The following is an 18,545-nucleotide window of genomic DNA, read 5'->3' as shown; positions in this document are numbered from 1 at the left end:
CGGCGTCGGTGATACGTCGCGGGCACCGCTTGGAGCCGGCTCGCCCACCCGGTACCGCGGAACGGCGGGGAGCCGGCTCCCCGGTGTCTCGCGGCCCTGCTCGGGCATTCCCTTCCGGCGTTCCCCGATGCCCTGTCGCGCGCCGTCGCGCATGACGACACCGCCGAAGGGGCACGCGGGTGCGGACCCCGGCGTGACGCCGCGTGTGCGCGCGGCCGCACAGGGCACACGGGGTGCATGACCGTACCCAAGACAAGCGTTCTCGTACTGGACTGCGCGGAGCCCGAAGAGCTGGCCCGCTTCTACGGCTCCCTGCTGGGCGCCCGGGTCGAGCCGGCCGGGGGCGACGCCGACCTCCTCCTCGTTGCGGGCCCCTCGGGCACGGTGCTCGGCATCCGCCGGGACCCCGACCGCATACCGCCCGGCTGGCCCGTCCCCGACGGACCCGAACAGCCCCACCTGCGGATCCTGGTCACGCCGGAGGCGCTCGACGAGGCGGAGCGCGAAGCCGTGGCCCTGGGGGCGCGACCGGTGGCGGCGGAGGGGGACGACTCCCGGCCCGGCGGCAGGACCACGCAGCGCCGGTACGCCGACCCGGCGGGCCACGCCTTCGTCCTGGCCGCCGGCCGCATACCCACCCCCTGAAACCCCCTGAACCGTCCAGCCGCAACGGCAGCGGGCCGCGCTCCGTTCCGGGGGGACGGAAAACGGAGCGCGGCCACGGGTGCCGGGTGGCGCCACACCGCTCAGAGGGGCGGCACGCCGACACCCCGCGTGTGTCCCCTCCGCGCGTTCCCAAACACCCGACCTGAGGGCGGAGACGAAACCGCAGGTCGGCGCCTCGGCCGCGGACCCGGGCCGGAGGGCCCGGGTACCGGCCAGGGTCCGGCACGGGTTCGACGCACCCCGGCCCGGGGGATCGTGGGCGGCGGGATGCCGACCGGCATCCACCGCGCGCAGGAGCCGGCGGGCGACGGGGGATCCGCCGTCGCCCCCGCCCCGCCGCGCGGGGGCACGACACCGGGTAGGGACAGGACGGGCATGGAACCGAACACCACGGCGATGGTGGGCCGCGAGGAGGAACGGGCCGAGCTCGCGGCGTTCGTGAAGTCGGCCACCGGGCGGGCACTCGTCCTGCGGGGGGAAGCGGGCGTCGGCAAGAGCACGCTGGTGGGCCATGCCGCCGCGCTGGCCGGGCAGGAGGGCCACGCCGTCCTGCGGGCCGCCGGCGCCGAGGCGGAGTCCGCGCTGCCCTACGCCGGGCTGCACCAGCTCCTCCATCCGCTGCTCGCCGACACCGCGGGCTCGGACGACGCCGGCCGGACGGTGCTGGACACGGTGTTCGACGGAAGCCGGGGCGAGCCGCCGTCGGTCATGACCGTCGGCATCGCCGTCCTCGACCTGCTGACGCACGGCCGCGCCCAGCGGCCGCCCCTCCTGGTGCTCGACGACGCGCAGTGGCTGGACGACGCCAGCGTCGACGTCTGCGCCTTCGTGGGCCGACGCCTGGCCGGCAGCCCGGTGAAGCTGCTGGTCGCGGTCCGCACGGACACCGCGTCGCGCTGGGACACCGCCGCACTGCCCGAACTGCCGGTCCCCGCCCTCCCCGACGAGGACGCGGCCCGCCTGCTGGACCACCGGTACCCGGACCTGGGCCGGCACGTGCGCCGAGCCGTTCTCGCACAGGCCCGCGGCAACCCGCTGGCCCTGCTGGAGCTGTCCGCCGAGCTCCTCGGCCGGTCGGGCGGCCTCCCGGCCGAGGACCCCGTCGGCCCGCACGACGTGCCGCTGTCCCGGCGGCTGCAAGGGCTGTACGGCGCCCGCATCGCAGCCCTCGACGAGCGGGTGCGGGCCGAGCTGCTGAGGGGCGCGCTCGACTCCGCCGGGACCCCCGGCGGCGCCGACGCCGTCCCCGGCACGCGCCCCGTCATGCGCGACGTCGACGCGGCAGTGGCCGCCGGACTGCTGGAGGTCGCAGCGGCCACCGGCGACTTCGTCTTCCGCCACCCGCTCGTGCGGTCCGCCGTCGTGCAGATGGCCACTCCGAGCCAGCGCCGCACCGCCCACCTGGCGCTGGCGCACGTACACCGGGGGAGCCTCGAACACCGGGCGGCGCACCTGGCGGCGGCCACGGTCGATCCCGACGAGGAGGTCGCCGGCATCCTGGAGGCCGCGGCCGGGTCCGCGACCCGGCGCGGCGGCGCGCTGACGGCCGTCACCTGGCTGACCCGGGCCGCGGAGCTCAGCGAGAGCTCCGGCGACCGGTCACGACGGCTGGCCGACGCCTCCTTCGTCGCCGGTCACGCCGCCCGCCCGGGCCGGGCGCACCAACTGGTCCGGTCGGACCGCGCGCCCGGTTCGACGCGGGCGCCGGCCGCCGTGCTGGCGGGCGCCTACCGGGCGCTCTACCAGGACGGGGACGTCCGCTCCACGCGACAGCAGGTCTCGGCCGCGATCGAGGGGATCAGGGACGCCGGCCCGGCAGCCGGCGGCGCCGAACCCGACGAGGTCCTGGACAGGCTGGTGATCCTCCTGCTGGCGATCAGCCAGTACAGCGGGGACCGCGCGGTCTGGGAGGGCACCCACGCACTCCTCGCCTCCCTGGGCGGCCTCGCCACCGAACGGGCGCGCCTCTACAGCGCCACCTGGAGCGACGTCACCCGGTACGGAGCCGAGTGGGCCGCGCCGCTGCGACGGGCCGCCGCGCAGCTGCCGGACCTGGAGCCCTGGGAGGCCACCCGGCTGGGCGTGGCCGCCTACCACCTCGACGTCCTCGACACCTGCCGCCCGCACCTGCAGCGCGTCGTGGACCACGAGGTGGAGACGGGGGCCGCGGCCGCCGGCATGGTCATGCTGCACCTGGTCATGCTCGACCAGACCGCGGCGGGCGAATGGGCCGCGGCGGAGGCCACCGGCCGGCGCGGCCTGGACCTGGCGGTCGAGCACGGCCACCACCTGTTCGCGGCCCAGAGCCGGGCCTACCTCGCCCAACTGGCCGCCCTGCGCGGACGGGCGGAGCAAGCGCGCGACCTGTGTGCCGAGGTGGAGGCCTGGGCCCGTCCCCGCGGACTGGGGTTCCTGACCCAGATCGCCGACGCGGCCGCCGCGACCGCCGCGCTCGGCTGCGGCGACCACGAGAGCGCCTACCTCCGCGCCACCGCCATCACCCGGCCCGGCACGTTCCGGCCGTTCGCGCACCAGGCCCCGCGCACCCTCCTCGACCTCGTCGAGGCCGCCCGGCACACCGGACGCGCCGAACAGGCCCGGGCGCACGCCCTGGCGGCCCGGGACGCCGGCCTGGCGGCCGTCTCGCCCCGCCAGGCACTGATCACCCACGGCGCGCTGGCGATGACCGCGGCGGACGAGCGGGAGGCCGCGGCGATGTTCGCCCGGGCCGCATCCCATCCGGACGCCGCCCGCTTCCCGTTCGAGCTGGCCCGGATCCGCCTCGCGCACGGCATCCGGCTGCGCCACGCCCAGGACCGGGAGGCGGCGCGGCCGCATCTGGCGGCGGCGGCCCGGGCGTTCGAGCGGCTGGGCGCGGCCGGCTGGGCCGAGAGGGCCCGGGCCGCCCTGCGGGCGACCGGGGTCGCGCCCCGCTCCTCGGCGTCGCACCCGGTCGCGCTGACCTGGCAGGAACGCCGCATCGCCGACCTGGCCGCGAGCGGACTGACGAACAAGGAGATCGGCCGGAAGATGCACCTGTCGCCGCGCACGGTCGGCTCACACCTGTACCGCACCTTCCCCAAGCTGGGCATCACGACCCGCGCGGCACTGCGCGACGCCCTGACCCGGAGCGAGGCGGCCCCCCGGGCCGACTGCGGGTGAATCACCGTCATGTGACTGATGCCGGGCGTCCGGTGCCGGTGCAGAGTGGGGAGGCCAGCGGCCCTCCGGGAAGGAACAGAGATGATCGACAGGCGTACCTTCACCCAGACGATCGGCCTCGGGGCGGCGGCCGCCGCCCTGCCGCTCGCCGCGGCGCCGGACGCGGCCGCCGCGCCGGCAGCCGGTCCCGACCGGCCCGGCCGCCCGGCGGCCCCGGTCGTCCCGGCCGTCGCCCCGGGTGCGCACACCGCCTTCGCCGATCTGAAGCAGGTCCGGGCCGGCGTGCTCGACATCGGCTACGCCGAGGCCGGGCCCGCGCACGGCCCCGTGGTCATCTGCCTGCACGGCTGGCCCTACGACATCCACAGCTTCGTCGACGTGGCGCCGCTGCTCGCGGACGCCGGCTACCGGGTGATCGTCCCGTACCTGCGGGGCCACGGCAGCACCACCTTCCTGTCCCCGACGACGGTCCGCAACGCGCAGCAGTCCGCGATCGCCCTGGACGTCATCGCCCTGATGGACGCCCTGAAGATCCACGAGGCGGTCCTGGCCGGATTCGACTGGGGCGCGCGGACCGCGGGCGTCATCGCCGCGCTGTGGCCGCGGCGGGTCAAGGCCCTGGTACCGGTGAGCGGCTACCTCATCACCCACGTCCCCTCGCAGAAGGACCCGCTGCCGCCCAAGGCCGAGCACACCTGGTGGTACCAGTACTACTTCGCCACCGACCGGGGCCGCGCCGCCATGGAGACCCGGCAGAACCGGCACGACCTCTGCCGCCTGGTGTGGGAGGAGGTCTCCCCGACCTGGGACTTCGACGACGCCACCTTCGAGCGGACGGCCGCGGCCTTCGACAACCCCGACTACGCCGCGATCGTGGTCCACAACTACCGCTGGCGCCTGGGCCTGGCCGACGGCGAACGCCGCTACGACCGCTACGAGCGGCTGCTCGCCGCCCGGCCGGTCATCACGGTGCCGACCGTCACCCTGGACCCCGCCCTCGACCCGTTCCTGTCCACGACCGACGGCACGGGCTACCGGCACTTCTTCACCGGCCCGTACGAGCACCGCGTCCTGCCCGGCGTCGGCCACGACGCGCCCCAGGAGGCGCCCGCGGAGTTCGCCCGGGCGGTGGTGGACGCCGACCGGCTGTGAACCGCGACGGCGGCGGTCACCGGTCGGCCAGGGCCCCTTCGATCTCGCGGCGGGAGGAGACCCCCAGCTTGGCGAAGACCTTGCGCAGGTGCCATTCGACCGTGCGGGGGCTGAGGAACAGCTGCGCGCCGATGTCCGCGTTCGGGTGTCCGGTGGCCGCCAGCCGGGCGATCCGGGCCTCCTGCGCGGTGAGGACCTGCGGGCCGGGGGTCCGGACGCGGACGGTCTCACCGGTGGCGAGCAGCTCGCGCCGGGCCCGTTCGGCGTACGCCTCCATGCCCATGGCCGAGGCCGCGGCGTGCGCCGCGCGCAGTTCCTCCCGGGCCCGGGCACGCCGGTTCTGGCGGCGCAGCCATTCGCCGAACAGCAGCCGGGTGCGCGCCTCGAACACGCCGAGGCCGCCGCGGGCGAAGTGGTCGAGGCCCTCCCGGTAGTGGTCCTCGGCCCGCTCCGGCGCGCCGGCCAGGGCGTCGGCCACGGCCTGCGCGCCGAGAGCCCAGGGCGTGCCCGCCCGCCCCCAGTCGGCCAGGCGCTCGCGCGCCCCCGCCGCGACGTCCGGACGTCCGGCCCGGGACGCGGCCTCGACCAGCTCGCCGCACGTCCAGTGGTGTACGACGAGGTCCTGGTACTCGCCGCCCCGCAGCGCCGCGTCCATCGCGGCCGGATAGTTGCCGAGGCCGTTGTGGAGCACGGCCCGCGCGCACGCCGCCATGGCGTTGAGACGGCCCAGACCGCGCTGTTCGCCCTCCCGCTCCATGGCTCCGATCACCTCCAGGGCCGGCCGCTCCCGCCCCTGATAGGCGTTGAGCAGGGACGTCGAGACCAGGTGCGTCGCCATCCCGGCCGCCTCGGCGACGGCGGGCGTCTCGGCCAGCAGGTCCCGGGCTTCGGCGAAGCGTCCGGTGTAGACGAGCGAGGCGGCCCGGTAGGGGAGCGCCGTCGAGAGGACCGACAGGGTGCCCGTCGTCCGGGCGAAGCGCACCGCCCGGCCGGTGATGTCCAGCCAGGCCCGCAGGTCGCCCAGCTCCACGGCCGCGTTCGCGGCCGGCCACAGGACGGCCAGGTCCTCGTCGCGGGTGAGCGCGCGCAGCGCCCGCGCCAGCAGCGGGAAGGCGGCGACCGGCCCGTCCGCGGTCCAGGTGACGAGCGCCCTGAGGAAGACGCCCGCCGTCTCGTCGCCGGGCGGCAGGCCGCGTGCCGCCTGCGCCGCGCGGCGCAGCCCGCTCGCGTCGTGCCGGCCGGCCCAGACGGCCGCGCCGAACGCCGCGAGGCAGGTCTCGCGTGCGGCCGCCGGGTCGAGGGGCGTGAGGCGGGCCGCCGCGTCGAGCAGGGGCTGCACCGCGCCGAGCCCCGGGTGGGTCATGGACGATGCCTTGGCCCGCAGCCGGCTGGCTTCGGCCGACTGCAGCGGGTCCAGCGGCCCGAGTTCGGCGGCGGCCACGAGGTCGGGCACCCGGTCCGGCAGGGCCGCCGCGAGGTGGGCCGCCGCGGCGGCCAGCGCCCGACGTGCCCGTTCCGTCGGATCGGGGGTGAGCGCGGAGGCGCGTTCCAGGAAGGCGGCGGCGGCCGCTCGTCCGCCGCGGGCCAGGGCCCGGTCGGCGGAGCGCTCCAGTGCGGCGGCGACCCGTTCGTCCGGCCCGACCGCGGCGTGGGCCCGGTGCCAGGCCTGCCGGTCGGGGTCGCGTCCGGCGTCGGTGGCCTCGGCCAGCGCGTGGTGCGCCGCCCGCAGGGCACCGGCGTCCGCGCCCCGCCAGACGGCCGAACGCACCAGCGGGTGGCGGAACCGCACCGGGGCTCCGAAGGTGATCAGGTCCGCCGCCTCGGCCGGCGCCGCGGCCTCGATCCCGATCCCGAGCAGGCGCAGTGCCCGCCACAACAGGGGTGCGTCGCCGACCGGTTCGAGCGCCGCGACGAGCAGGAGGGCGCGGGTGTCGGCCGGCAGCGCCTCGACGCGCCGGCGGAAGCCGTCCTCGACCCGGGACGCCAGCGGTCCCGCGCCGGGCCCTCCGAGGCCGAACGCCAGCTCCGCCGGCGACAGGTCCCGGGGCAACTCCAGCAGGGCGAGGGGGTTTCCGCCGGTCTCGGCGACGATCCGGTCCCGCACCCGTGCGTCGACCGGTGCCGAGAGGGCCCCGTCGAGCAGGGCCCGCGCGTCGTCGTCGGCCAGCCCCCGCACCGTGAGGTCCGGCAGGCCGGCGAAGCCTTCCGTCCTCTGCCCGCCGGAGGTCCGCTCGGCGAACACCAACGCCACCGACTCGGCCTCCAGTCGGCGTCCGACGAACGCCAGGATCCGCCGGGACATCAGGTCCAGGGCCTGCGCGTCGTCGACCAGGCACACCAGCGGGGACTCGGCAGCGGCCTCGGCGAGGAGGCCGAGGACGGCGAGCCCGACCAGCAGCATCTCGGGCGGATTCCCCGCGCTCAGGCCGAACGCGACGCGCAGGGCCTCCTGTTGGACCGGCGGCAGCCGGTCGAGGTGGGACAGCAGGGGCGCGCACAGGCGTTGCAGGGCCGAGTAGGCGAAGTCGGACTCGGCTTCCACGCCGGCCGCGAACACGGTCGGCAACGGCGCGGCCCGCTCGGCCAGACGGCCGAGCAGGGCCGACTTGCCGACCCCGGCCTCGCCCCGCAGCACCAGCACCCGGCTGCGCCCGTCCCGCACGTCGCGCAGCAGCCGGTCCAGCGCCTCCAGTTCGCGGTCCCGCCCGAGCAGCCGGCGTGACGCGTGGTGGGGCATGGCACCTCCGGGTAGGGGTTCCTCCCGGAGGAGCTCCACCCCATCCTACGGAGTTCCAGACCCGCTGACCTGCATGGATTCGGTCAACCGAGGATTCATCGCCCCGCTGGTAGGTGAGGGGAACGGCTCCGCCGTCCCGAGCGGGCTCGGGACGGCGGGACCTCTCACACGGCGGGCGTCCGCCGGCGCGTCAGCAGTACGTGAAGGAGCTGATCCTGTCGTTGATCCACGAGGGGACCGAGGGCCACTTCTCCCAGGGGCCGATCCTGAACTGCAGGCCGCCGTAGTTGTTGTGCTCGTAGAAGCAGATGCCGCTCCCCGTGTTGTTCACCACGGACGAGGTGACGTCCTGCATCCCCGTCCACAGCGCCCCGTCCCGCTTCAGCTTCCCGAGGTCGCCCACGTTCTGGTTCGACGCGATCGCGCCGAACTTGGAGCCGCTGGTGGCGCCGACGAAGTCGTTCTCGGACCACAGGCACACGTGCTGGGCGGGGCAGGCTCCGGCGCCCTGCCCGATACCGATGAGCACGGAGGCGCTCGCGGAAGCCGACGCGGTCATGACCAGCCCGGCGACGGCGGCGGCACCGACGGCGAGCCGTGCCGTCTTCCTGCGCAATGTCATCATCATCCGTTCAGATCGTTGAGGGGCGGTCAGCAGAATGTGAGGGAGCTGATCTTGTCGTTGATCCAGGAGGGGACGGAGGGCCACTGCTCGCGGGGCCCGATCTTGAACTCCAGGCCCCCGTACCAGTTGTTCTCGTAGAAGCAGATGCTGCTCCCCGTGTTGTTCACCACGGACGAGGTGATGTCCTGCATCCCCTTGTCCCCGGTGGAGGTGCGTGCCAGCTTCCCCATGTCTCCGACGTTCTGGTTCGACGCGAACGAGCCGAATTTGTGGTCGTAGACGAACTTCCCCTGGATGAAGTTTCCTTCCGACCACAGGCAGACGTGGCCGTTGGGGCACGAACCGGCGCCGTGGCCGATGTCGAAGACACTGGTGGCGCTCGCGGACGCCGCGGTGGACACGATCAGCCCCGCCGCGACGACGGCGGACAAGCCGAGCATCTTCATCCTGTTCATCGAAAACACGATCCCTCTTGAAGTGGAGTAGGAGTGCGGCATCAGCAGTACTTGAAGGAGCTGATCTTGTCGTTGATCCATCCCGGTACGGACGCCCACTTCTCCCGGGGGCCGATCCTGAATTCCAGGCCGCCGTAGTTGTTGTGCTCGTAGAAGCAGATGCCGCTCCCGGTGTTGTTCACGACCGAGGAGGCGGAATCCTGCATCCCCTTCCAGCGGAAGAGCTTGCTCTCGAAGACGAACTTCCCCATGTCCGAGACGTTCTGGTCCGAACCCACGGCCCCGAAGTCGTATCCACCAGCGGGGTTTCCGCGCACGAAATCGCCCTCGCTCCACAGGCAGACCCAGTTGGCGGGGCACTTGCCGGATCCGGTCTGGATGTCGGTGAGCACGTAGGCGCTCGCGCTCGTCGTCGTGGCGACGACCGCCGCGGTCAGCGTGGCGGCCCCGACCGCGAGCCTCATCGCCGTCCTCCGCGCGTTCATCATGATCTCCTCTGCCCTCTCCGCCGGCCCGGGCCGGCGTATCTGCTGCTCCCACCCGGGGTGTTGCTCCGCTGCCCCTGCTTGCGGGGCAACCTCACTGTGCCGTCGCGGACACAGGGGCGGCATCAGTCATGTGACTGCTCCCGTGACTGACAGAGGGGCGGCGTCAGGGGACCCCGATGCGGTTTGAGATCCGCGATCCCGGCCATACGAACGTCCAACAGACTTCGAGGGGGACTCGTATGACCACGCCTGAGGAGGACGCGCCCGCGTCCGTACGCGGTACCGGATCCCCGCGGCGCTCCGCCCTGGGGCGCGACGCGGCGCTCGCGCTCGGGCTGCTCGGCACCGGTGCGGCCGGCGCGGCCGCCTTCCTGAAAGCCGTGTCGGCGGACGGGACCAGGCTGCCCGTGGCCCCGATCGCCGCCTTGGCCGTACTGCTCCTGGGCGCGCTCCTGGCGAAGTGGAGCCTCGCGCCCGTCCGGCGCCGGCCCGGTGCCCCGCGGCGCACCCGGTACGAGCAGGGGCCGGTGGAGCTGCCCGACATCGGGGGCGAGGCCCTCGACCACGCCGCGGTCGACGCCGACGGCTTCGAGCACACGGTGGCGGCCCTCTGCGCACGGGACGGCTGCACCTCGGTGGAGGTGGTCGGCGGAGCGGGGGACCTCGGCGCCGACGTCCTGGCCACGACCGCGGACGGACGGCGTGTGGTGCTCCAGTGCAAGCACTACGCCGAGGACCACCGGGTCGGCTCGCAGGACCTCCAGCGCTTCGGCGGAACCTGTTTCGCGGTCCACGAGGCCGACGTCGCCGTCATCGTGACGACCAGCTCCTTCACCGCGCCCGCCGCCGAATACGCCGACACCTGCGGAATAGCCCGCGTCGACGGCGAGGCCCTGGCGGCCTGGACCGAACAACAGGCGCCCGCACCGTGGGAGTCCGGCCTCGGCGCGCCCGCACCCGCCCCGTCCGCCCTGACCCGAGGAGCCGCGTCATGACCACCACCGACACGGGCAGCACCCCGGCCCGGAACACCAGGCCCCTCGGCGCCGGATCCACCCCCGGGCATCCGGCCGATCCCGCCGCGCAGAACGCTGAACGCATCCACCGCATCCGCCGCCGCCTCGAACGCCTCATCGGCATCGCCGCGACCGAGGGGAACTCCGTGCGCCCCCTGCGCAACGGGGACGAGATCTTCACCGCGATGCTCGACGCCGTCTCCGGCGCCCGCCACACCGTCGACATGATGACCTTCGTCTACTGGAAGGGCGACATCGCCCGCCGGTTCGCCGAGGCACTGGCCGAGCGCGCCCGCCACGGCGTGCGCGTGCGGCTGCTGCTGGACGGCTTCGGCAGCCGGCTGATCGAGCAGGACCTGCTGGACCGGATGAGCACGGCCGGGGTGGACGTGGCCTGGTTCCGCAGACCCCTCTTCCTCTCCCCGCTCAAGCAGAACCACCGCTGCCACCGCAAGGTCCTCGTCGTCGACGAACGGACCGCCTTCACAGGTGGCGTCGGCATAGCCGAGGAATGGTGCGGCGATGCCCGCAACCCGCACGAGTGGCGCGACACGCACGCCGAGGTCCGCGGGCCCGCCGTCGACGGGATCGCCGCGGCGTTCGCCCAGAACTGGGCGGAGTGCCATCCCGAACTCTTCGACGCCCGCGACCGATTCGTCGGCCACGAGCCGGCCGGCTCCGCCGTCGTCCAGGTGGTGCGCGGATCGGCCGCCTTCGGGTGGCAGGACATGCAGACGCTGATGCGGGTCGTCCTCGAATCGGCGGAGGAGCGGGTGCGCCTGGCGACCGCGTACTTCGCCCCCGACGACTACTTCGTCGAGCTGCTGTCCGCCACCGCCCGCCGGGGCGTCACGGTCGAGATCCTGCTGCCCGGCCCGCACACCGACAAGCGGGTGTGCCAACTGGCGGGCCAGCACCACTACGAGGCGCTCACCGCCGCGGGGGTGCGCATCCACCAGTACCAGCCGACGATGATGCACGCCAAGATCGTCACGATGGACGGGGTGGTCTCCCTCGTCGGCTCGTCGAACTTCAACCGCCGCTCCCTCGACCACGACGAGGAGGTCATGCTGGCCGTCATGGACCCGGACGTCACCCGCACGCTGGACGAGCACTACGACCAGGACCTCCGGAACAGCACGCGCATCTCCCCGCAGCGCTGGCGCCGCCGGTCAGCCCTCCAGCGCGTGCGGGAACTCTCGGTGCAGCCGCTGCGCCGCTTCCTGTGAGCGGCGCGTCCCGCAGTGCGTAGGGCGGAGCCGGCATCAGCGGGCGTGGCGCTGGAAGCCCCGCTGGTGGGGGAGTTCGCCCGTCCTGCGTGCACCGGGACGGCGGTGCCCGCCCCGGCGGCGCCGGCCCGGGAAGGGGTTCCGCTGCGCCGGCGCGCTGGGAGCCAGGACCAGCAGGGCGACGAGGGCGAGGACCGCAACGAGGATGAGCACGGTGGCGACGGTCATGTTCCTTCCTTTCGTCGAACACTGTCTGTCTACCTGTCGCTACATGTTGTTACCGAAATGTGAGCTGCTAAACCGAAACCCGTCGTACCGCTGTGCCCGGCGAAAGCCCCAGGAGCTCTACGGCCCGCCTCGTGCGGATGCCGAGGCCGGTCAAGGGGGGCGGCCTTCAGGGGTGTCGGCGGTCCGCCGGGGCCGTGGGGTGGGCTGCCGGGACCGCCCCGGTGGTACGCAGCAGGAGCAGGGCGGTGTCGTCGGTGTACCGCCCGGTGGGCCACGCGCGGCGGATGAGGCCGTCGATGAGGTGCTCGACGTCCTCGTCCCGGTGGCGGGCGAGGTACCCGGCGAGGTCTGCGGCGGTGCGGTCGGGGTCGGTGCCCGGCACCTCCACGAGCCCGTCGGTGTAGAGCGCGAGGGTGCTGCCGGGCGGGAGTGCGAGGTCGGCGACCGGGTAGGGGGTCCCCGTATCGATGCCGAGCAGCGGGGCGGGGTCGAGTCCGACGACCAGCCCCGGCTGACCGGGCCGGTGCAGGAAGGGCGGCGGATGGCCGGCGCTGGCCAGGGCGGCCCGCCCCTGGGCGAGGTCGATCCGGGCGTACAGGGCGGAGACGAGCAGGTCGCCGCCCAGGTCGATCAGAACCCGGTTGGTGCGGTCGAGGACCCGGTCCGGCGGGGCGCCGGCCGTGGCGCGGATGGCGGTGCGCACCTGCCCCATCAGGGCGGCGGCGGCCACGTTGTGGCCCTGGACGTCGCCGATGACGGCGGCGACGGTGGTGGCGTCGAGGCGGATGACGTCGTAGAAGTCGCCGCCGATGTCCATGCCGCGGCTGGCGGGCAGGTAGCGGGCGGCCATCGTGAGGCCGGGCACGGCCGGCAGACCCGGCGGCAGGAGCGTTTCCTGGAGGCCCAGGGCGAGGCCGTGCACCGCGTCGTACAGGCGGGCCCGGTCCAGGGCCTGGGCGATCAGGCCGGCCAGGGAGGTGAGGACCGCCCGTTCGTCGGCGGTGAACGCGTGGGGCCGGTCGTAGGAGAGGATGCAGCATCCGACGGGGCGCCCGGAGATCAGCAGGGGCAGGAAGGCCCAGGCTCGTTTGCCGCTCATCAGGGGGGCCCGGGGGTACTCGCCGGCCATCTCCTCAGCGGTGGCGAAGAACGACGGCAGGCCGGTGGACAGGACGTGCCCGGCCGGGGTGAGGTCGGTGCCCAGGGGGAGTCCGTCGAGGTGTTCGATGTTCCGCCGGTCGTAGCCGTGCCAGCCGGTGATCTTCAGGCGGCCCGCCTCGGCCTCGGAAAGCACCAGGCCGTCGGCGCCGAAGGCCGGCAGGACCTGCCCGGCGACCAGCTCGACGACGTCGCTGACGGCCACGGTCTCGGTCAGGGCGGCCGCCAGGTGCAGGAGCTGGTAGAGGCGGCCGGTGTGGGCGGTCCGGGAGGCGGCGGTCACGGGCCGGTCGGGGCGCGAGGACTCGGGCAGACCGTCCGCGGGGGCGGCGTCGGGCGCGCCCGTGATGCGGACGCTGATGCCGCTGGCGTCCGGGTAGAGCCGGAAGCGCAGCCGGCGGCCGGAGGGGGCGGGGGCCGTGAACTCGACGGGCTCACGGCTGATGACGGCCGTGCGGTAGTGGTCCTCGACGGCGGGCTGGTCCAGCCAGGGCAGGGACTGCCACGGCCGGGTCCCCAGCAGCCGGTCCTCGGCGCGACCGAGCAGTGCGGCCGCCACGCCGTTCACGAAGGTGATCCTGCCCTCCAGGTCCAGGGCCAGCGCCCCCTCGGGCAGCCGCTCGGCATAGTCCGCAGCCGCCTGTGCGGTGCGGCCCGCGTACGGGTGGGGCTCGGTGAGCGACACGCGAAGGGGCTGCTCGGGCGCCCGCGGCGGGTCCGCGCACTCGTCCAGGGCGTGCGCGAGGCCGCTGGCCTCGGCGGTGACGTGGCCGCGCTCGCGGCGCCCGGCGCGCTCCGGGTGGGCGGCCGGCCACAGCAGGACCAGACCGCCCCAGCAGCGGGCACGGCCGCGCAGCGGCGCACCCGCGAGGGCGAAGCGGTACGGCATGCTCGCCGCGACGCGCGGATACCGGCGCGCCATGTCCTCCTGGGAGCCGACCCACACCAGGCGGTCCTCCCGGACGGCCTCGCTGATCGGAGCGGCGGTCGCGAGCGGTATCCGGAGCCAGGGCCAGGCGATCTCCTCCGGCAGCCCGCACAGCACCGCCAGGCCGAGCGTCCGCGCGGCCTCGTCCAGCAGGTACAGGACGCCGCCGGAGGCCCCGGTGCGGCGCACGGCCCCCACCAGCGCGGCACCGAGCAGCTCCGTCCAGTCGGGCCGCTCACCGTAGCCGGGTCCAGCAGCTCGCATACCAGGACCATACGCCGACGAACCGAACCGATCGCGCCGGTCGATGGCCGGAAGCCCTGTGGTCGCAGCCGGCGCGACCCCATAGGGTCCGGACCATGAACACCGGACCGGCGCTGCGCCACACACGGATGGGCCATCCGGTGGAGGGCTGAGTGCGCACCGGGTGCGCGGACGGCACCCCACCGGTTCGGCACGCGGACCTCCCCGAGCTCGTGCACCACGCGTCCGGAATCCGTGTCGAACCACAGCGAGGCCCACCGCATGCCAGCCACCTTCAACCACACCATCATCGCCGCCAAGGACCGCCGGGAGTCGGCCGAGTTCTTCCGCGACCTCTTGGAGCTCTCGGAAGCACCGTCCTGGGGCCCCTTCGCCAACGTCCGGCTCGGCGACGGCGTGCTCCTGCAGTTCGCCGAGCCGCCGGTGGAGATCCAGATGCAGCACTACGCGTTCCTGCTCGACGACGAGCTCTTCGACCGGGCGTACCGGCGACTGCGCGACGGCGGCACCGAGCACTGGGCCGATCCGCAGATGCGGCGCGCGGGCGAGGTCAACGACGAACACGGCGGCCGGGGCGTGTACGTCAAGGACCCCGCAGGTCACTTGATCGAGCTGATCACCCGACCGTACCTGTAGCCGGAACCACGCCTGGTCGGAGGCCCGGGGCGCGGCCCCCGACCAGGCAGGTGCTACTCCGCGCCGGGCCGCTCGGTCTTCGGCCGGAAGTTGATGCGCTCGCTGATGACGGGGAAGCCGGCCTTCGCGAAGTTCGCGGCCATCGGGAAGTTGGCCCGGTCCGTCGCCCCGCCGACGAACTCCGCGCCCCGCTCGGCGAGGAAGCGGGTGCACTCCGCGAGGAGGTCGTAGGCGTAGCCGTGGCCGCGCTGTTCCGGGACGACTCCGATGAACCCGATGGTCGGGCCGGAGGGGTTGTGGGCCGGGATGTGGATGCCGGCGAGCTCCCCCTCCGGCGTGTGCGCGACCTGCCACCACTCCCGCGGGGACGGGCACCAGTGGAAGAAGTCGAGTTCCTCCTGGGCGGCCTGGTCGAGTCCGCCCTCCTCGATGGCCCTGAGCGCGTGGGCGTCCAGGGTGGCGGAGTGGATGCGGCGCAACGCGTCGAAGAACACCGCCTCGTCGGGTTCGGCGCTGAAGCGCAGGCGTCCGGGCCGCTCGGGCAGGCCCCGCTCCGGGGTCCAGCGGTACAGGAAGCGCTCCACCAGGAGTGCGTACCCCGCGGCCCGTGCGGCGGCGAAGCGCGCCTCGGCGGCGGCGCGCAGGCCGGCCTCTTCCCGCCAGTCGCCGGGCAGGTTGATCTCGAGTTCGACCTGCCAGGGAGCGGAACGCAGGAGTTCGGCCCCTGCCTCCTCCTCGCCCTCGGCCACGTCGAACCAGTTGATGTTGACGGGCTCCGCATCGTCGGGGCCGCCCCACCACGCACCGCGCGCGACGACCTCGCCGTCGCGCAGGGCGACGCGCTTCCAGTCGGGGCGGAACCGGGTGCGCCGATGGCCTTCACGGGCGCCGAGGGGGTCGGGGAGCGCGTCGAAGAGATGTGCGTCGCTCGCGGAAAGCGTGCGGATGACCAGGTCGGTCATGGGATTCCTCCGGGAAACGGGCTGCTTGGAGCGCTCCCGGTCAGAACGGACGAACCACGCCGGGACAGCGGAAGAGGGAGCGCGGGAAAGGTGTGAACTGCACGGCACTCGCCTCCTTCCGTTCGTCTCAAGGCGTGGAGCCACACCGTACGTGATCTTCCGTGTGCCCGTCCACGGATTTCCGAGCCCTCTGAGGGAGGGGCTCATGACCGACGCCGACGCCGACGCCGACGGTGACCGTGCGCGGTGCCGGTCGCCGTGTCGGGCACCGTCCGGCGTTGCGGCGGCGCCGCGCCGGGCACAGGCTGCTGTCAGGCGGAGGGAAGCGCTCCGGCCGATTCGGGCTCCGCGCATCCGGGAGGTGAAGGGGCATGCGGCACTCGCGGGACCTGGAACCGGGCGACCGGGGCAAGGAGCGCAGCACGGCGGTGCTGGACGTGCGGGGCATGATCCGCGCGACCCAGCAGAACACGGTCGCCGCCGTGCTGGGCCGGCGCCCGGGCGTCCTGGACGTGGAGGTCAACCCCGTCGCGCAGTCGGCCACCGTCGTCTTCGACCCGCGTCGGACCTCGCTGGCCGAGCTGCGCGGCTGGGTGACCGCGTGCGGCTACCACTGCGCCGGCCAGTCGGTGCCGGCCCACATCTGCGACCCGATGGAGGAGCCGGACCCGCCCGCTGCCCCCGTACGGCGGCCCGCGCCGCCCGCGCACCCGGCACACGAGCAGGAGGACGGGCGCTCGCCCCGGGAAGGGACGGGCCACGGCGGTGGTGGCGGTGATGGCGGTGGTGGCGGCCATGCGGGGATGTCGATGGCGGCGATGGTGGCCGACCTGCGCAACCGCTTCCTCGTCGCGGCGCTGTTCTCCGTACCGATCCTGATCTGGTCGCCCATCGGCGAGAAGGTCTTCGGCCTGCGCGCGCCCGTACCGTTCGGCCTCCGCCAGGACGTCTGGGCACTCCTGCTCAGCCTACCGGTGATCCTCTACTCGTGCTCGATCTTCTTCACCGGTGCCCTCCGGGCCCTGCGCGCCCGGACGCTGGACATGATGGTGCTGGTGGCGGTCGCCGTCGGCGCCGGATGGCTGTACTCGCTGATCGTCACGCTCACCGGCGGCGGGGAGGTCTTCTACGAGGCCGCGACCGTACTGGCGTCCTTCGTCCTGCTCGGACACTGGTTCGAGATGCGCGCCCGCGGCGGCGCCAACGACGCCATCCGCACCCTGCTGGACCTCGCCCCGCCCCAAGCCGTCGTCCTGCGGGGCGGCGAACCGGTCGAGGTCGCCACCGCCGAGGTCGCCGTCGGCGACCTGCTCCTCGTACGCCCCGGCACGAAGATCGCCGCGGACGGGGTCGTGGAGGACGGCGAGAGCGAGGTCGACGAGTCGACCGTGACGGGGGAGAGCCTGCCGGTGCACAAGGCGCCGGGCTCCGCCGTGGTCGGCGCCACCCTCAACGCCAACGGCACCCTGCGGGTACGGGCGACCAGGGTCGGCGCGGACACGGCCCTGGCCCAGATCGTCAAGCTGGTCCAGGAGGCGCAGAACTCCAAGGCGCCGGGCCAGCGGCTGGCCGACCGGGCCGCGTTCTGGCTGGTCTTCGTCGCCCTCGCCGGCGGCGCGCTGACCCTGGCCGTCTGGCTGCTGGCCTCCGACAGGCCCTTCGGCGAGGCCATGCTGTTCGCCATCACGGTGGTCGTCATCACCTGCCCCGACGCGCTGGGCCTCGCCACCCCCACCGCGATCATGGTCGGCACCGGACTGGGCGCCGAGCGGGGGGTCCTGTTCAAGAACGCCATGGCGCTGGAGGCCTCCGCGGGGATCCGGACCGTGGTGATGGACAAGACCGGCACCCTCACCAGGGGCGCACCCGAGGTCACCGAGGTGATCACCGCGCCCGGCCGCTCCGAGGACGAGGTCCTGCGGCTGGTCGCGGCGGTCGAGCGGGAGTCGGAGCACCCGCTCGCCGAGGCGGTCGTGCGGTACGCCGAGTCGCGCGGCGCGGAGCCGGCGCAGGCCCGGCACTTCGAGAACGTGCCCGGCCACGGGGCGACCGCCGTCGTGGACGGCCACCGGATCGCCGTGGGCAACCGCCGGCTGGCCGAACGCGAGGGCGCGCCCCTCGGCCCGCTGGCCGCCCGTCGCGACGAGCTCGCCGCCACCGGCCGTACCGTCGTCGTCGCCGTGGTCGACGGCCGGCCCGCCGCCCTCATCGCCCTCGCCGACGCGCCACGGGAGACCTCCCCGGCCGCCGTGCGCGAACTGCACGCCCTGGGCGTCGAGGTCGTCATGCTCACCGGCGACAACCGGGCCACCGCCGAACGGATCGCGCGGCGCCTGGGCATCGACACGGTCATCGCCGAGGTCCTCCCGGGAGACAAGGCCGCCACCATCGCCGAGCTCCAGCGCGGCGGCCGCAAGGTCGCCATGGTCGGCGACGGCGTCAACGACGCCCCCGCCCTCGCCCAGGCCGACCTCGGCATCGCCATCGGAGCCGGCACCGACGTCGCCATCGAGACCGCCGACCTCGTCCTGATGCGCTCCGACCCCCTCGACGTGCCCACCGCCCTGCGCATCGGCCGGGGCACCCTGCGCAAGATGCGCCAGAACCTCGGCTGGGCCATCGGCTACAACGCGATCGCCCTGCCGATCGCGGCCGGCGTCTTCGAGCCCGCCACCGGCCTGGTCCTCCGCCCCGAGATCGCGGCCCTGTCCATGTCCGGGTCCAGCGTCGTCGTCGCCGTCAACGCCCTCGCCCTCAAACGCCTCCGCCTGCCCGGCCCGGCCCCCGCGGCCCCGCCCCCCGAGGGGACCCCGGACCAGGGGACCCCGGACCGCTGAGG

General features: G+C 74.4%; 14 protein-coding genes. 7 read left to right on the top strand and 7 right to left on the bottom strand.

From position 1 onward, the window contains the following. Positions 1-237 precede the first annotated feature (237 nt). From ACIRBY_RS04280 to ACIRBY_RS04270, 3 genes are all read left to right on the top strand, one after another. Entirely contained in the window at positions 238-645 is a 408-nt protein-coding gene (locus tag ACIRBY_RS04280; protein WP_403895873.1) for a VOC family protein, read from the top strand. Positions 646-1,041: 396 nt separating this feature from the next. Then, positions 1,042-3,828: an AAA family ATPase gene (locus ACIRBY_RS04275; RefSeq protein ID WP_403895870.1), complete on the top strand. Its 2,787-nt coding sequence runs from the start codon at positions 1,042-1,044 to the stop codon at positions 3,826-3,828. 81 nt (positions 3,829-3,909) lie between these two features. Then, the gene (locus ACIRBY_RS04270; protein WP_403895867.1) at positions 3,910-4,980 is read left to right on the top strand and encodes an alpha/beta fold hydrolase; all 1,071 of its coding nucleotides are present in this window, start codon (positions 3,910-3,912) and stop codon (positions 4,978-4,980) included. 16 nt (positions 4,981-4,996) lie between these two features. Here ACIRBY_RS04270 and ACIRBY_RS04265 read toward each other — a convergent pair whose 3' ends face one another. The 4 genes from ACIRBY_RS04265 to ACIRBY_RS04250 all read right to left on the bottom strand — a co-directional run bounded on the left by ACIRBY_RS04265 (position 4,997) and on the right by ACIRBY_RS04250 (position 9,282). Continuing rightward, positions 4,997-7,717 carry an AAA family ATPase gene (locus tag ACIRBY_RS04265; protein ID WP_403895864.1) on the bottom strand — a complete coding sequence of 907 codons (2,721 nt, stop codon included), beginning with the start codon at positions 7,715-7,717 and terminating at the stop codon, positions 4,997-4,999. A gap of 190 nt (positions 7,718-7,907) precedes the next feature. Further along, positions 7,908-8,345 carry a peptidase inhibitor family I36 protein gene (locus tag ACIRBY_RS04260; RefSeq protein ID WP_403895863.1) on the bottom strand — a complete coding sequence of 146 codons (438 nt, stop codon included), beginning with the start codon at positions 8,343-8,345 and terminating at the stop codon, positions 7,908-7,910. Between the two features lie 23 nt (positions 8,346-8,368). Then, positions 8,369-8,797, bottom strand: a complete 429-nt coding sequence (locus tag ACIRBY_RS04255) for a peptidase inhibitor family I36 protein (protein ID WP_403895860.1) — start codon at positions 8,795-8,797, stop codon at positions 8,369-8,371. Between the two features lie 41 nt (positions 8,798-8,838). After that, positions 8,839-9,282 (bottom strand): peptidase inhibitor family I36 protein, encoded by a 444-nt coding sequence (locus ACIRBY_RS04250; protein ID WP_403895857.1) that lies wholly within the window; start codon positions 9,280-9,282, stop codon positions 8,839-8,841. A 242-nt stretch (positions 9,283-9,524) separates the two neighbouring features. Between ACIRBY_RS04250 and ACIRBY_RS04245 the strand changes: the two genes are divergently transcribed. Together ACIRBY_RS04245 and ACIRBY_RS04240 are read left to right on the top strand one after the other, a co-directional pair. Continuing rightward, the gene (locus tag ACIRBY_RS04245; protein WP_403895854.1) at positions 9,525-10,280 is read left to right on the top strand and encodes a restriction endonuclease; all 756 of its coding nucleotides are present in this window, start codon (positions 9,525-9,527) and stop codon (positions 10,278-10,280) included. After that, entirely contained in the window at positions 10,277-11,530 is a 1,254-nt protein-coding gene (locus tag ACIRBY_RS04240) for a phosphatidylserine/phosphatidylglycerophosphate/cardiolipin synthase family protein (RefSeq protein WP_403895851.1), read from the top strand. The genes ACIRBY_RS04245 and ACIRBY_RS04240 overlap by 4 nt, the downstream gene beginning before the upstream one ends. Before the next feature lie 36 nt (positions 11,531-11,566). Here the strand turns inward: ACIRBY_RS04240 and ACIRBY_RS04235 are convergent, their stop codons facing one another. Together ACIRBY_RS04235 and ACIRBY_RS04230 are read right to left on the bottom strand one after the other, a co-directional pair. Then, a complete protein-coding gene (locus tag ACIRBY_RS04235; RefSeq protein WP_403895848.1) occupies positions 11,567-11,758 on the bottom strand; it encodes a hypothetical protein in 192 nt (63 codons plus the stop codon). A 166-nt stretch (positions 11,759-11,924) separates the two neighbouring features. Continuing rightward, on the bottom strand, positions 11,925-14,108 hold the full coding sequence (locus tag ACIRBY_RS04230) for a SpoIIE family protein phosphatase (RefSeq protein WP_403895845.1): 2,184 nt from the start codon (positions 14,106-14,108) through the stop codon (positions 11,925-11,927). Between the two features lie 261 nt (positions 14,109-14,369). Here ACIRBY_RS04230 and ACIRBY_RS04225 point away from each other — a divergent pair, with 261 nt between their 5' ends. After that, positions 14,370-14,744 carry a VOC family protein gene (locus ACIRBY_RS04225; protein ID WP_403895842.1) on the top strand — a complete coding sequence of 125 codons (375 nt, stop codon included), beginning with the start codon at positions 14,370-14,372 and terminating at the stop codon, positions 14,742-14,744. Between the two features lie 53 nt (positions 14,745-14,797). Here the strand turns inward: ACIRBY_RS04225 and ACIRBY_RS04220 are convergent, their stop codons facing one another. Next, entirely contained in the window at positions 14,798-15,706 is a 909-nt protein-coding gene (locus ACIRBY_RS04220; protein WP_403895840.1) for a GNAT family N-acetyltransferase, read from the bottom strand. Positions 15,707-16,077: 371 nt separating this feature from the next. Between ACIRBY_RS04220 and ACIRBY_RS04215 the strand changes: the two genes are divergently transcribed. Continuing rightward, a complete protein-coding gene (locus ACIRBY_RS04215; protein ID WP_403895837.1) occupies positions 16,078-18,543 on the top strand; it encodes a heavy metal translocating P-type ATPase in 2,466 nt (821 codons plus the stop codon). The last annotated feature ends 2 nt before the right edge of the window (positions 18,544-18,545 follow it).

Source organism: Streptomyces sp. NPDC096136, assembly GCF_044763325.1.
Lineage (GTDB): Bacteria > Actinomycetota > Actinomycetes > Streptomycetales > Streptomycetaceae > Streptomyces.
Note: the sequence above shows the minus strand (reverse complement) of the source record. Positions and strands in the feature narration are given on the sequence as shown.

What these genes read in the sequence shown, in the direction of transcription:
- ACIRBY_RS04260 (WP_403895863.1), bottom strand. Translation starts at nt 8,345, where the DNA reads ATGATGATGACATTGCGCAGGAAGACGGCACGGCTCGCCGTCGGTGCC.
- ACIRBY_RS04235 (WP_403895848.1), bottom strand. Translation starts at nt 11,758, where the DNA reads ATGACCGTCGCCACCGTGCTCATCCTCGTTGCGGTCCTCGCCCTCGTC.
- ACIRBY_RS04220 (WP_403895840.1), bottom strand. Translation starts at nt 15,706, where the DNA reads ATGACCGACCTGGTCATCCGCACGCTTTCCGCGAGCGACGCACATCTC.
- ACIRBY_RS04280 (WP_403895873.1), top strand. Translation starts at nt 238, where the DNA reads ATGACCGTACCCAAGACAAGCGTTCTCGTACTGGACTGCGCGGAGCCC.
- ACIRBY_RS04225 (WP_403895842.1), top strand. Translation starts at nt 14,370, where the DNA reads ATGCCAGCCACCTTCAACCACACCATCATCGCCGCCAAGGACCGCCGG.
- ACIRBY_RS04255 (WP_403895860.1), bottom strand. Translation starts at nt 8,797, where the DNA reads ATGAACAGGATGAAGATGCTCGGCTTGTCCGCCGTCGTCGCGGCGGGG.
- ACIRBY_RS04215 (WP_403895837.1), top strand. Translation starts at nt 16,078, where the DNA reads ATGCGGCACTCGCGGGACCTGGAACCGGGCGACCGGGGCAAGGAGCGC.
- ACIRBY_RS04275 (WP_403895870.1), top strand. Translation starts at nt 1,042, where the DNA reads ATGGAACCGAACACCACGGCGATGGTGGGCCGCGAGGAGGAACGGGCC.
- ACIRBY_RS04240 (WP_403895851.1), top strand. Translation starts at nt 10,277, where the DNA reads ATGACCACCACCGACACGGGCAGCACCCCGGCCCGGAACACCAGGCCC.
- ACIRBY_RS04245 (WP_403895854.1), top strand. Translation starts at nt 9,525, where the DNA reads ATGACCACGCCTGAGGAGGACGCGCCCGCGTCCGTACGCGGTACCGGA.
- ACIRBY_RS04250 (WP_403895857.1), bottom strand. Translation starts at nt 9,282, where the DNA reads ATGAACGCGCGGAGGACGGCGATGAGGCTCGCGGTCGGGGCCGCCACG.
- ACIRBY_RS04265 (WP_403895864.1), bottom strand. Translation starts at nt 7,717, where the DNA reads ATGCCCCACCACGCGTCACGCCGGCTGCTCGGGCGGGACCGCGAACTG.
- ACIRBY_RS04270 (WP_403895867.1), top strand. Translation starts at nt 3,910, where the DNA reads ATGATCGACAGGCGTACCTTCACCCAGACGATCGGCCTCGGGGCGGCG.
- ACIRBY_RS04230 (WP_403895845.1), bottom strand. Translation starts at nt 14,108, where the DNA reads ATGCGAGCTGCTGGACCCGGCTACGGTGAGCGGCCCGACTGGACGGAG.